Source organism: Pseudomonas sp. Pseusp88 (assembly GCF_047303955.1).
Classification (GTDB): Bacteria; Pseudomonadota; Gammaproteobacteria; order Pseudomonadales; family Pseudomonadaceae; genus Aquipseudomonas.
Window position 1 is genome coordinate 24,502 of record NZ_JBGLYM010000043.1, and the last position, 11,759, is coordinate 36,260.

An 11,759-nucleotide genomic window follows, 5' to 3' on the forward strand; every position below is an offset into this window, starting at 1 on the left:
TCAAGGCCTGGCCCCCAGTGTCGTGGTGAGCAGTGCTTCAGCGCCCTGTTCCAGTAAAGCACTCATGTGCATGGCCGGTACCGGTCGACTGTAGAGATAGCCCTGCATGATCGGGCAACCCCTGACCAACAGCGCCCTGGCCTGCTCCAGCGTCTCGACGCCCTCGGCGATCATCTCCAGATTCAGCGCCTTGCCGATGCTGATAATGGCTTCGACGATGGCTGCGTCCGCCGTGGTGACCAGCATGTCGCGAACGAAACTCTGGTCGATCTTCAACACATCGATGGGCAGCCGCTTGAGGTAGCTCATGCTCGAATAGCCGGTACCGAAATCATCGATGGAAATCCGCACTCCCAGCGCCTTGAGCGCCGTCAGGGTTTCCAGACCGCTGCCGACATCCTGGATCAGCACGCCTTCGGTGATTTCCAGCTCCAGCGCGGCCGGGCGCAAACCGCTTTCAGCGAGGATGTCACGGACCTGTTGCTGAAAGCTGCCATCCTGGAATTGCACCGCCGAGACGTTGACGCTGACCACCACCCCATGCCCGCGATCCTGCCAGACCCGGCCCTGCAGGCAGGCCTGGCGCAGAACAAAGTGGCCCAGGGGAATAATCAGCCGGGTTTCTTCGGCCAGCGGGATAAACACCGCAGGCGACAGTGGCCCGCCCGGAGCATTCGGCCAGCGCACCAACGCCTCGACGCCGACGATCCATTCGTGCAGCACATCGACCTTGGCCTGGTAATGGACCTCGAAGGCCCCAGTGGCCAGGGCTTCGCGCATCTGCCGGATGAGCAACAACCGCGAGCGCGTACTGCTTTCCAGATCGGAGCTGAAAAACCGATAACGATTGCGCCCGTCCTGCTTGGCCTGGTACATCGCCGCTTCGGCGTGGCTATAAAGCGAATCACCGTCGTCACCATCATCGGGATAGACGCTGATGCCAATACTGGCCGTCAGCTCATAACTGACACCCTCAATCCAGATCGGCTCATGAATCGCCCCCTGAATGCGCTCGGCAAAATCGGCCAGGTCCCGGACGTTGACCAGTCCCGGGACCAACAGCACGTATTCATCACCACTTTGCCGACTGACCGTCTGTCCTTCGCTGCAAACCTGTTGCATGCGCCTGGCGAGTACTTGCAGCAGATGGTCACCCACGGCATGCCCAGTGGCGTCGTTGACGGATTTGAACTGATCAAGATCCACCACCAGCATACCGACCTGCTGGTCCCGCAGTTGCACCGCGCGCAATGCCAGGGCAATGCGCTGTTGCAGCATCCTGCGGTTGGGTAGATGAGTGAGCGAGTCATGGGAGGTCATGAAGTCCAGGCGCTTGACCTCGGCCAGCTTGCGATCGGTAATGTCGGTCAACAGCATCAGGAAGCCACTGTTGACCTGTTTGATCTGGCGCGGGATCAACACGACATGGCTGTGCCGGGAGTCCTCGCCCAAGCCGGGCAGCTCGATTTCACAGTCCACCGACTGCCCTTCAAGCACACGCTCGATAGCGGGTTGTAACGCCTTCGAATAAGCCGGGTCGAGAATAGCGTTCAGCTCAAGACCCGGCATCTCCCGAGCCGACCTTGCAAACCAGCTGCCGCTGGCATCGTTGCAGAACAGACAACGCAGATCCTGGCTCCAACTGGCAACGAATACCGGCAGATGCTCAAGCAACTCTTCAAGATCACGCTGAGCGGCAAGCAATTTCTTGCTTTCGTTGCGCAACGCCACATGAGTCTTGATCCGCGCGCGGGCGACCGGCACATTCAAGGGCTTTTGCAGAAAATCCAGAGCACCGTGTTCAAGCGCCTGCAGCTCGAACTCGGCCTGGGTATGCGAAGTGACAAAAATGATCGCGGCATCGCGCAGCACAGGATCGCTCTTGAACAGCGCACAGACTTCATAGCCGTCCATGCCCCCAAGTTCGATATCCAGCAACACGATGTCCGGACGGCATTGTTTAGCCAGGGCAATGGCATCCTGACCATTGGTGGCGAAGAACACTTCACCCAGGTCACGCACCGCTTCCCTGAGGATCTTAACGTTGTGCGCCTGATCATCCACGATAAGGATGACCGCATCCGCCACACTACTCTGAGCAAACATGCTTCGTCCCTGTGCAGATTAATCCGGTCTTCCCCTCAATGGGGAGACCAATCCGTCGTTAAACGGGCATTTCACTCCGCCCCTTCACCCGATAAACCGCCTCGCAAAACCCCTCGGCCGCACCGTCAGAAACCGCTCGCGCCATTAGTTAGCCATTAACTTCAGCATATCAACGAAAACCGGAAACACAATGTAACCAATGAATGCGTCCTACAGAGCTTAGTCAGGTTGGGGAGAAGTGATGTGGAACAACAAACATGAGCACATGGGGCGGAGGGCGGCGGTACGACAAAGCCGGGGCGCGCGAACAGCGTGACTCGGCTCGAGCATGGCTTGTCCGCGAATACGCTATTCCAGACGAAAGAACAGGCTGAGTGTACTGGCCTCCCCGCAGTTCAGCCCGGCTGCCAGTCGGATATCTGCGCTTAGCTGATCAATACAGCCAAAAAAATGCCAGGCACAAGGCCTGGCATCGGGTACAACAACCAACAGTCAATCAGAACGGCAGTTTCATGCCCGGTGGCAGCTGCATGCCAGCGGTTACGCCGGACATTTTTTCCTGGCTGTTCTGCTCGATCTTGCGCACGGCGTCGTTGACGGCTGCTGCGATCAGGTCTTCAAGGATTTCCTTGTCCTCCTGCATCAGGCTGTCATCCAGGCTGATGCGTTTGACGTCGTGACGACCCGTCATGACCACGCTGACCAAGCCGGCGCCGGATTGACCGGTCACTTCGGCGTTGGCCAGCTCTTCCTGCATCTTGGCCATTTTTTCCTGCATTTGCTGGGCCTGCTTCATCAGGCCAGCCATGCCACCTTTCATCATGGGGTATCTCCTCGAAAATCGATGGTTACGGGGTGCGGTGCCACGCAAGGCGCCTCACTTGATTCATCAGCCCGCCAGCGGGGCGGCGTCCACAGGCTTGATCGTATCCTCCCTGATCACTGCGCCAAACTGTTGCAGCATCTGCTGGATAAACGGATCGGCGTGGATCGACGCCTCGGCCTGGCGCTGGCGCTCGGCACGCAAGCGCGAAGCGGCCTGGGCCGGGGTTTCCTGCTCGGGCTTGAGCAGCTCGATACTCAGGTTGATGGTGCGGCCCTGCTGTTGGTTCAGCGCATCGTTCAAACGCCGCTGCTGGGTCGAGTTGAACAGCGCACTGTGCGCCGGGTCCAGGTGCAGCAGCCAATTGTCGCCATCGCGGGCGATGAGCGTGCAGTTGGCGGCGATGCTACCGGTCATGCCGGAAATCGGCAGCTTGGCGAACAGCTCCAGCCACTCGGCAGCCAGTCCGGTGGCAGGCTTCAAAGCCGGGGCCGGCTCGGCTTCGACCGGCTCGGACTCGGTCACGCTGTCGTGGGCCAGTTCGTCCAGATAGCTGTAGGACGCCGGATCGATATCGATATCCGGCTCGACATAATCATCGTCCAGCGGCGGCTCATCGTCGCGCTCCATGGGCGCAGGGACATAGGCCGCTGCCGACGGGACCGGCTCCAGCATGGCTACGCTCGCCACCGGTTCGGGCTCGGGCTCTTCGACCTGCGGTGCTTCAGGCACCGGGGTGTCGGGAGCCGGTGTCGGCATGGGTGTCAGTGGCGGCTGTTCGGCCACGGTCTCCAGGACCGGCTCAGGGACAGGTTCAGGCTGAGGGTTCCAGGGTAGATCGACGACGGCTTCAACCACGGATGGCTCAGCGTGCGCGACAGGTGCAGCCTCCACCGCCGCAGGTGCGGCAGGTTCAGGCGCTGCAGCAGGCACAGGGGTCGTAACCGGAGCTGCAATAGCGTGCGCTGCAGATACAGGAGCGGTGCCAGCCACTGCCTTTGGGGAATCAACCGTGGCCGGATTGAGTCCCACCGTCTTTAGCGGCTGACGGGGCGCGTCATCGCTGTCGGCCGGGCGGAAGGCCAGCATTCGCAGCAGGACCATCTCGAAACCACCGCGCGGCTCCGGTGCCAGAGGCAGGTCGCGACGACCGATCAAGCCCATCTGATAGTAGAACTGTACATCCTCGGCCGGCAGCGCCTGGGCCAGGGCCAACACACGGTCCCGGTCGCCATGGCCGTTGTCGACACCTTCAGGCAATGCCTGGGCAATCGCCACCCGGTGCAGCACGTTGAGAATTTCCGAGAGCACGCCATTCCAGTCCGGGCCCTGTTCGGCCAGATGGCGTACAGCCTCCAGCAGCGCCCGGGCATCGCCATCAAGCAGAGCGTGCAGCACGTCATAGACCTGCCCATGATCCAGGGTGCCGAGCATGGCTCGTACGTCCGCCGCCATCACCTTGCCTTCGCCGAAGGCAATCGCCTGGTCGGTCAGGCTCATGGCATCGCGCATCGAACCATCAGCGGCACGACCCAGCAACCACAGAGCGTCTGCCTCGAACGGCACATTCTCGACCCCCAGCACGTGGGTCAGATGCTCAACTACCCGCTCTGGCGTCATGTTCTTCAGGGAAAACTGCAGGCAACGTGAGAGAATGGTTGCCGGAAGTTTCTGCGGATCGGTCGTCGCCAGGATGAACTTGACGTAGGGTGGCGGTTCCTCAAGGGTCTTGAGCAAGGCGTTGAACGAATGGCTGGACAGCATGTGCACTTCGTCGATCAGGTAAACCTTGAAGCGTCCGCGGCTGGGGGCGTACTGCACATTATCCAGCAACTCGCGGGTGTCCTCGACCTTGGTGCGGCTCGCGGCGTCGATCTCGATCAGATCGACAAAGCGCCCTTCATCGATTTCCCGACAGACCGAGCACGTGCCGCAAGGCGTGGAAGTGATGCCGGTTTCGCAGTTAAGGCACTTGGCGATAATACGGGCGATAGTCGTCTTGCCTACGCCCCGGGTACCGGTGAACAGATAGGCATGGTGCAGGCGCTGGCTGTCGAGCGCGTTGATCAGAGCCTTGAGCACATGGGTCTGGCCAACCATTTCGCGAAACGAGCGCGGACGCCATTTACGTGCAAGAACCTGATAACTCATCGAAAACCGTCGCGACTGAATAGCGGAAGACCGCCAATGCTAGCGGAGCAGGGGCAAAATTGCATCTGATGTACTGTTTGAATATGACTAAGCTTGTAAATACCAGCCCCCACCACTCGGCCCGGCACCGTCCAAAGTGCCGTAGCACCGATATCAGAGAGTCCATGCGCCTACTGATTTTGAGCATTCTATTATGGGCGTCGACACCCAGCCTGGCCGATCAGGCATCGTTACGCTTTTCCCTCGCCGACAGCTGGTCCATGCCATTGGTCAATGTCCGGGATGGTCAGCCCGATGCCGGAATCCTGTTCGACATCATGCAAAGCCTGAGCGAACACATGGGGCGTACTGCCATTTACCATGTGCTGCCGCGCAATCGCATCCAGGGTGCCATGGAACGCGGCGAGATCGACGTGCGCTGCTACGTCTCTCCCGACTGGCTGGGCGGCCTGTCCGGCGACTATACCTGGAGCCTGCCGCTGCTGATCCAGCGCGACCTGCTGGTGACCACGAACCGCAATGCCTTCCCCATCACCGCAGCACAACTGCATCGACAACCCGTCGGCACGGTACTGGGCTACTTCTACCCCAAACTGCAACCACTGTTCGACAATCAGCAACTGATCCGCGAGGACGCCCGCAGCCAGGACCAGGTCCTGCTCAAGCTAAAGGCCCGCCGCTATTTCTATGCCGTCAGCAGCCAGTGGGCACTGGACTGGTTCAATCAGAACGAGGGCGCCGGCGACCCGATACAAGCGGTGGCCATCATTAACGAAGAGCCCGTGGGCTGCATTGCCCGCAACGATCTGGACCTGCCGGTGCAAGGCATCATGCGCGCCCTGCTGCGCATGAAAATGTCCGGGGAAATCGACCGCATCATCGAGCGCTACCGCACCTCCAATGCCGCACCTCAAATCATGGCACCTTGACCCGCCCGGCCCGCCGTCAAGCTGTAGCAATATCGTCACAATGCGCCGCTACCCTCTCAGAAATATTTAGTAACAATCAGACCAGCGGGCAGGGCGAAGCGCATGAGCGACAAACCGGACGACACCTCCGAAACCACAGGTACCCCCACTGACACCAGTCGCCGCCGCTTCCTCGGCGGCGTCGCCGTTCTGGGCGCCGGCGCTGCCCTCAGTGGTCACGCCTCGGCCCATGAGCCGACCGGCACCAAGGCCGAGAAACACCTGGCTGGCCCGGCGCTGGACAAAGCCCTGCGCGAACACGTCAAGACAGTGGTGGTCATCTACGCCGAGAACCGCAGCTTCAACAACCTGTTCGGCGACTTCCCCGGCGTCGAAAGCCCGCTATCCACCGTCAAGCCTGCCGATTACCAGCAGCGCGACCGTGATGGCGGCCTGCTCAACACCCTGCCCCCGGCCTGGGGCGGCGTTCTCCAGGTCGGCCCGCAGACCGTCGATGGCGTAACCTATCCGGTCAATACCCAATTCCAGGAAAACCTGCCCAACGCGCCCTACCCGCTCAAGGGCCCGAACGCCGAAGACCTGCCTCTGAGCCTGGTCACCCGCGACCTGTGGCACGTTTTCTATCAGAACCAGATGCAAATCAACGGCGGCAAGAACGACAAATTCGTTGCCTGGGCCGACTCCGGTGGCCTGACCATGGGCTATTACCCACAAAGCCAGTACTCCCTGCGCCTGTGGGACGTGGCCAAGGAATTCGTGCTGTGTGACAACTTCTTCCAGGGCGCTTTCGGTGGTTCTTTCCTCAACCACCAATACCTGATCTCGGCCCGTGCGCCGTTCTACCCGGACGCCGCTTCGTCGGTAGCCAAGGCGCAGATCGCCACGCTGGAAAGCGACGACCCCCTCGACATCCGTCTCAAGCCGTTGGAGAAATCCCCGGCCAGTGCCATGACCGGCGCCCCGCAGTTCGGCCCGAGCCTGCTGACGCCGGACGGTTTCGCCGTCAACACCATGGCTCCGCCGTACTGGCCGACCTGGCTGCGCGACCCGGAGAAACCCGACTACTCCAAGCCTGACCTGGCCAACGTGCTGGTGCCCCAGACCCACGAGCATATTGGCGACAAGCTGTCGAAGAAGAACATCGACTGGGCCTGGTACGCCGGCGCCTGGCAAGTCACCCTGGATCAATACAAGGATTCCACCGGCATTCCCAAGATCCCCAACTTCCAGTACCACCACCAGCCCTTCAACTACTTCAAGCAGCAAGGGCCGGAAAACCCCGCCGAGCGCGCCAAGCGTCTGCGTGACGGCGGTCTGGGCGACGAAACGAGCAGCAACAAATTCCTTGCCGACGCCGAAGCGGGCAAATTGCCTGCGGTGACCTTCTATAAGCCGCAAGGCAACCTGAACATGCACGCCGGTTATGCCGACGTCGCCTCGGGCGATCGTCATATCGACCGGGTGATCAAGGTCCTGCGCAACAGCCCGCAATGGAACAACATGGTCATTGTCGTCACCGTCGACGAAAACGGCGGCTGGTGGGACCACGTGGCACCGCCCAAGGGCGACCGCTTCGGCCCCGGCACTCGCGTCCCGGCGCTGATCGTCTCGCCGTTCGCCCGCAAAGGCATGGTGGACCACACTGTCTATGACACCGCCTCGATCCTGCGTCTGATCACCCGGATCCACGGCCTGGAAACCCTCGACGGCCTCAAGCAACGCGACGACGCCATGAAAGCCCGAGGCCAACAGCCCATGGGCGACCTGACCAACGCCCTGCATTTCCCGGGATGAGTCAGCGGCGTGCCCATTCTCTTTCTTGGGCACGCTTCACTTCCTGCGTCAAACAGCGACAAATCGTACAAGCCTTGACGGCCAGACCAACTTGTTCTGAAAACTCCACGGGTGTTCCTTACACAGTCTGATTAACTGTGTAAGGAGATTCGAACTCATGACCCCTCTTAAAACCCGCCCCGGCACCGACCTGTTGGTTGTGCACTGTTCCGCATCAGGTCCCCATATCGACGTCGGCGTACGCGACATTACCCGCTGGCATGTCCAGCGCGGCTTCACGACAGTGGGCTATCACTATGTCATCCGCCGCAATGGCGAACTGGAAACGGGCCGCAGGGAAAATGCCATCGGCGCCCATGCCACTGGCCACAATGCCCGCTCCATCGGCATTTGCCTGGTAGGAGGTGTCGATATCAATAACAAACCGGCCAACAACTTCACTGACGAACAGCTTGCAACCCTGGAACGCCTGCTCAGGGAACTGAAGGTCCGCTATCCAAAAGCGCGCATCTGTGGCCACCGCGATTTGTCGCCGGACAAAAACGGCGACGGTCGCATTACCCCGAATGAATTCACCAAAGCCTGTCCGTCATTCGATATCAACCCGTGGCTCAAAGAACGCTTGGCCACGCTATAGGACGGGTATCAGATTCAACAGATCAGTTGAGCCAACATCGACGCCCGCTTGCGACAGCAGCGTCGTTGCCTGGCCACGGTGATGGGTCTGATGATTGAAAAAGTGCGTCAGCAATGCATGAAAATCACGCACATAAGGTGTGCCCTGGGTATTGCTGTAAGACAAGGCAATGTCCAGATCCGCCTCGCTCAACGCCACAACCCACTCGCTGATGATCCGGTCCAGCAAAACCCGATGCTCACGCATCTCGCTGAAGTGCTCGAACAGCAACTGGCTCAGGCCTTGCGGCGCAGGCCACTGGCGCAGCGGATCCAGCGCCGCGTGCAAGGACGGATGCCGGGCAAAACGCTGCAGCCAAATGGTATCGGCGACCAGCAGGTGATTCAGCGTACCGATGATCGAACCAAAAAACGCCTTTCGATCCACATGCAACACATCATCCGGCAGACTGGCCGCGGCTTCATACAGACGGTTGTTCATCCATTGGTTGTAAGCAGCCATGAGGCGGATCTGGTCGAGGCGGTTCACGAGAGGCACTCCGGACAAGGTCAGGCGATGGAACAGCTCGCGTGGTGCTCAATACAAATGGCCGTCGAAATGCCCTGTCGAGCCGACATCAAGCAACGCACAAGGTTTGAGAAAGCAGGAGACAGAAAAAGAAGAAGTAAAGCGAAGGGCCGTTAAGGAGGCAACCCCACCAGCCACACCCCGGCACACAATGTTCCCGCTGTGGCTGCTTCCTTCCGGATCTGACCAGGTTCACGGGTAATCGTTGCGGGGGGACCGATGGGGTCACCATAACGACGCTCACCTCTCGGCGAGCCGCGCCATTGTACCGGTCTTGAGCGAAGTTACAACCTGTTCTTGCGGATAAAAAATTCGAGGGCGCTCAGGTACTTGTGTCGCGGGCGCGGCAGCCGTCCGGGGGGCCTCAGGCGGCCTGCAAGGCGCTGGCGATGGCCTTGTTGAACGCTGGCAGGTCGTCCGGGTTGCGCGAAGTAATCAGCGTCCAGCCATTGGCCGGGCACTCTTTGACCTCAGTATCGACCCACTCCGCCGCATCGGCATTCAGCAGGTCGGTGCGCACGCTGGGGTAGGACGTGAGTGTCTTGCCGCCGACGACACCGGCGTCGATCAGCAACCATGGGCCATGGCAGATCGCGGCGACAGTCTTGCCCGCCTTGACGAACTCATTGACGATCCGCCGGGCATCGGCGTCCTGGCGCAAGGTGTCGGCGTTGACCGTGCCGCCCGGAATCACCAGTGCATCGAAGTCAGCGGCATTGAGGCCGGCCAGTGCACTGTCGGACTTCACGGTTACGTCCTTTTCGGCGTCATGCAGACAGGTTTGCGTGGTGCCGCCCTTGCTCGAACCATGGGTAACGGTGGCACCAAATCCACGCAGGGCTTGCAGCGGCTTGAGCAACTCGTCGCGCTCGATGCCGGAGTTGGAGGTAATGATCAGGACTTTCTTGCCTTGCAATTCAGTACTCATGACAGGTCTTCCTCTGGTCAGGGTGGCCCGTCGGAACGGGCGTGCAGAGGATCGGAGGCGCAGGCGAATCAGAAAGTTCAGCCCGGTCCGGCCACCGGTTGGCAGGTTGAAAGGTCATGACCGCCCGGCAATAAAATCGAACTCGGCGGATTTCACTCTTTCCAAACTTCACATCAAGAGGAAATCCCGATGAGCAACCAAGATCGTTCCGCCCCCGAAAACTCAGCCCCGAACAACCCGCCTGTGGATGCCGCAGGCAAACCCGTCAACGTGGTGGAGCGCGATCTCCAGGACCGCAGCGAAGCCACTAAAGGGGTAGACGAAACCATTACCCCTACCTCAACCCGGACCAAGGAGCAGGAAGTCGAGGAGCTGAATCAGAAAACCGCTGAAATCGAACGCAAAGTGGCGGACGGCAACTAGATGATCAGGCGATCGCCATGAAAAATGTGAAACCCAAGGATCAACATGAAGACGGGCAGACGCCGGAATATCCGCTGTCTGCACCGATCAAACCCGACGATCCCGAGCGCAAGAGCGATCAGTCCCAGGCAGACACCCGGGACTGGTCTGAGAGCGACGACAAGAAGCCTTGACCGTTAAAGTTCACTGCTCAGGGTCATCCAGTTTCAACGCCACTGCGTCATCAATAGCGCGCTCATAGCCGAAGTCCGCCCGCGCCTTGAGCGCCTGACAGTCATCCCAGTCGATCACGCCGCCGCGCAACAACTCATCGGCCGCACTGATCAGGGTTTCATGCCAGGCGTCCGGCGAATCGTTGCGATAGCCGCTGTCCTCCAGCACCAGATACCAGGCATCCAGCTCCGGGGTTTTTCGTTGTGTTTCCATTTCGGCGCTCCCGAGATTGATTTCGCAGTTGATCTGGGCCGGTAGACCCCGCGTATTTTTTCCCGGTTCCCTGCGAAGGGAATCAGCGGTACCCACACCGCTGCATGACGAAGTGGTCTGGCGGCCCCGACCTGCGCAGAGCCGCCCAGGTGCGGGTCATTTCACTGCGCGACCTCATCGACCGGATTGGTTTTTGGCCGGGGTTTGTTATGGGGCTCGTTGCCGGTGCGCGCGGGGTGGGTGGGATCGACTTGCGGGTCGCTGACATCCGGTGACTCCGGATCAAAGCCCAGATCGTCGTCGGGTTGTTCGGGCGTCTCAGGTTTAGGTTGCATGATGGATCTCCATTGCGATGCCCGGACTATCCGGCCATGCCATTGAGAAAGGCGCGCCAGCGCAGAGTGCCCCTGCGCAAGACCAACGGCCATGCAGCGGGGCCAACGCCTCCACTCGTCGTCAATCCGCGGTTTTTTTCAAACTTTGCGCCGCCCTTCATTTCCCAATTCTGTGAGGTCTGTAAACGCTCACCATCGCAATGATTGAAAACAACAAGAGGTTCTTTCATGAAAAGCTCACTAAGTCGTGCATTGGCCCTGGCCGGATTAACCTGTGTGCTGGCAGCGCCTGTATTGGCAGCGACTGGTACCACTGACCCAAGCGGCACCAACAACGGCGGCATCATTAACGGCTCGGCATTACCGCCGGGCTCCAACCCAGGCGCGCCAAACGGGTCGACCAACTCGGGAAACAACATGGGTAACGGCAGCAGCATGCCGGGCACCAATAATGGTGGCGGCGGTGGCGGCGGGATCAATTCAGGTTCCGGCAACGGTAATGGCATGGGCGGCAATGGCACCGGAACTGGAACCGGCACGGGCGGCTCAGGTACCGGCGGTTCTGGCTCAGGAACGGGCGCAGGTTCCGGATCCGGCGCGGGTGGCAGTGGAGGTGCAGGAGGCGGTGCGGGTGGTGGCG

At 60.2% G+C, this 11,759-nt stretch carries 13 protein-coding genes and 1 other RNA gene; 5 read left to right on the forward strand and 9 right to left on the reverse strand.

All coding sequences use genetic code 11. The annotated features are described in order from the left end of the window. The 3 genes from ACCD02_RS29590 to dnaX all read right to left on the reverse strand — a co-directional run bounded on the left by ACCD02_RS29590 (position 1) and on the right by dnaX (position 5,080). Entirely contained in the window at positions 1-2,106 is a 2,106-nt protein-coding gene (locus tag ACCD02_RS29590; RefSeq protein ID WP_413309703.1) for a putative bifunctional diguanylate cyclase/phosphodiesterase, read from the reverse strand. Between the two features lie 496 nt (positions 2,107-2,602). Further along, positions 2,603-2,929 (reverse strand): YbaB/EbfC family nucleoid-associated protein, encoded by a 327-nt coding sequence (locus ACCD02_RS29595; protein WP_259101903.1) that lies wholly within the window; start codon positions 2,927-2,929, stop codon positions 2,603-2,605. Positions 2,930-2,995: 66 nt separating this feature from the next. Next, positions 2,996-5,080: a DNA polymerase III subunit gamma/tau gene (dnaX, locus tag ACCD02_RS29600; protein WP_413309706.1), complete on the reverse strand. Its 2,085-nt coding sequence runs from the start codon at positions 5,078-5,080 to the stop codon at positions 2,996-2,998. 164 nt (positions 5,081-5,244) lie between these two features. On the opposite strand from dnaX, the gene ACCD02_RS29605 reads away from it, so the two are divergent. The 3 genes from ACCD02_RS29605 (at position 5,245) to ACCD02_RS29615 (ending at position 8,440) form a co-directional block, all read left to right on the forward strand. Beyond that, on the forward strand, positions 5,245-6,009 hold the full coding sequence (locus ACCD02_RS29605) for a substrate-binding periplasmic protein (RefSeq protein ID WP_413309708.1): 765 nt from the start codon (positions 5,245-5,247) through the stop codon (positions 6,007-6,009). A gap of 102 nt (positions 6,010-6,111) precedes the next feature. Further along, positions 6,112-7,803 (forward strand): acid phosphatase, encoded by a 1,692-nt coding sequence (gene acpA, locus ACCD02_RS29610; protein WP_413309710.1) that lies wholly within the window; start codon positions 6,112-6,114, stop codon positions 7,801-7,803. A gap of 157 nt (positions 7,804-7,960) precedes the next feature. Further along, the gene (locus tag ACCD02_RS29615) at positions 7,961-8,440 is read left to right on the forward strand and encodes an N-acetylmuramoyl-L-alanine amidase (RefSeq protein WP_413309712.1); all 480 of its coding nucleotides are present in this window, start codon (positions 7,961-7,963) and stop codon (positions 8,438-8,440) included. Here the strand turns inward: ACCD02_RS29615 and ACCD02_RS29620 are convergent. From ACCD02_RS29620 to ACCD02_RS29630, 3 genes are all read right to left on the reverse strand, one after another. Then, complete coding sequence (locus ACCD02_RS29620; RefSeq protein WP_413309714.1) at positions 8,435-8,968, reverse strand: DinB family protein; 534 nt, start codon at positions 8,966-8,968, stop codon at positions 8,435-8,437. The two genes, ACCD02_RS29615 and ACCD02_RS29620, sit on opposite strands and share 6 nt — an antisense overlap. Positions 8,969-9,132: 164 nt before the next feature. Then, an RNA gene (gene ffs / locus ACCD02_RS29625) (signal recognition particle sRNA small type) lies at positions 9,133-9,229 on the reverse strand. 142 nt (positions 9,230-9,371) lie between these two features. After that, positions 9,372-9,935, reverse strand: a complete 564-nt coding sequence (locus tag ACCD02_RS29630) for a type 1 glutamine amidotransferase domain-containing protein (RefSeq protein ID WP_413309717.1) — start codon at positions 9,933-9,935, stop codon at positions 9,372-9,374. A gap of 189 nt (positions 9,936-10,124) precedes the next feature. Here ACCD02_RS29630 and ACCD02_RS29635 point away from each other — a divergent pair, with 189 nt between their 5' ends. After that, the gene (locus ACCD02_RS29635) at positions 10,125-10,358 is read left to right on the forward strand and encodes a hypothetical protein (RefSeq protein ID WP_413309719.1); all 234 of its coding nucleotides are present in this window, start codon (positions 10,125-10,127) and stop codon (positions 10,356-10,358) included. Positions 10,359-10,375: 17 nt separating this feature from the next. Then, complete coding sequence (locus tag ACCD02_RS29640) at positions 10,376-10,531, forward strand: hypothetical protein (RefSeq protein ID WP_413309721.1); 156 nt, start codon at positions 10,376-10,378, stop codon at positions 10,529-10,531. Between the two features lie 10 nt (positions 10,532-10,541). Here the strand turns inward: ACCD02_RS29640 and ACCD02_RS29645 are convergent, their stop codons facing one another. The 3 genes from ACCD02_RS29645 to ACCD02_RS29655 all read right to left on the reverse strand — a co-directional run bounded on the left by ACCD02_RS29645 (position 10,542) and on the right by ACCD02_RS29655 (position 11,556). After that, positions 10,542-10,784: a hypothetical protein gene (locus ACCD02_RS29645; RefSeq protein WP_413309723.1), complete on the reverse strand. Its 243-nt coding sequence runs from the start codon at positions 10,782-10,784 to the stop codon at positions 10,542-10,544. A gap of 161 nt (positions 10,785-10,945) precedes the next feature. Next, entirely contained in the window at positions 10,946-11,119 is a 174-nt protein-coding gene (locus ACCD02_RS29650; RefSeq protein WP_413309725.1) for a DUF6021 family protein, read from the reverse strand. Positions 11,120-11,145: 26 nt separating this feature from the next. Then, positions 11,146-11,556: a hypothetical protein gene (locus ACCD02_RS29655; RefSeq protein WP_413309727.1), complete on the reverse strand. Its 411-nt coding sequence runs from the start codon at positions 11,554-11,556 to the stop codon at positions 11,146-11,148. Positions 11,557-11,759 lie beyond the last annotated feature (203 nt).

Excerpts from the sequence above, each read along its gene's own strand:
- ACCD02_RS29635 (WP_413309719.1), top strand. The coding sequence starts at position 10,125 with ATGAGCAACCAAGATCGTTCCGCCCCCGAAAACTCAGCCCCGAACAAC.
- ACCD02_RS29655 (WP_413309727.1), bottom strand. The coding sequence starts at position 11,556 with ATGCTGCTGCCGTTACCCATGTTGTTTCCCGAGTTGGTCGACCCGTTT.
- ACCD02_RS29590 (WP_413309703.1), bottom strand. The coding sequence starts at position 2,106 with ATGTTTGCTCAGAGTAGTGTGGCGGATGCGGTCATCCTTATCGTGGAT.
- ACCD02_RS29650 (WP_413309725.1), bottom strand. The coding sequence starts at position 11,119 with ATGCAACCTAAACCTGAGACGCCCGAACAACCCGACGACGATCTGGGC.
- ACCD02_RS29645 (WP_413309723.1), bottom strand. The coding sequence starts at position 10,784 with ATGGAAACACAACGAAAAACCCCGGAGCTGGATGCCTGGTATCTGGTG.
- ACCD02_RS29595 (WP_259101903.1), bottom strand. The coding sequence starts at position 2,929 with ATGATGAAAGGTGGCATGGCTGGCCTGATGAAGCAGGCCCAGCAAATG.
- ACCD02_RS29630 (WP_413309717.1), bottom strand. The coding sequence starts at position 9,935 with ATGAGTACTGAATTGCAAGGCAAGAAAGTCCTGATCATTACCTCCAAC.
- dnaX (WP_413309706.1), bottom strand. The coding sequence starts at position 5,080 with ATGAGTTATCAGGTTCTTGCACGTAAATGGCGTCCGCGCTCGTTTCGC.
- ACCD02_RS29615 (WP_413309712.1), top strand. The coding sequence starts at position 7,961 with ATGACCCCTCTTAAAACCCGCCCCGGCACCGACCTGTTGGTTGTGCAC.
- ACCD02_RS29605 (WP_413309708.1), top strand. The coding sequence starts at position 5,245 with ATGCGCCTACTGATTTTGAGCATTCTATTATGGGCGTCGACACCCAGC.
- acpA (WP_413309710.1), top strand. The coding sequence starts at position 6,112 with ATGAGCGACAAACCGGACGACACCTCCGAAACCACAGGTACCCCCACT.
- ACCD02_RS29640 (WP_413309721.1), top strand. The coding sequence starts at position 10,376 with ATGAAAAATGTGAAACCCAAGGATCAACATGAAGACGGGCAGACGCCG.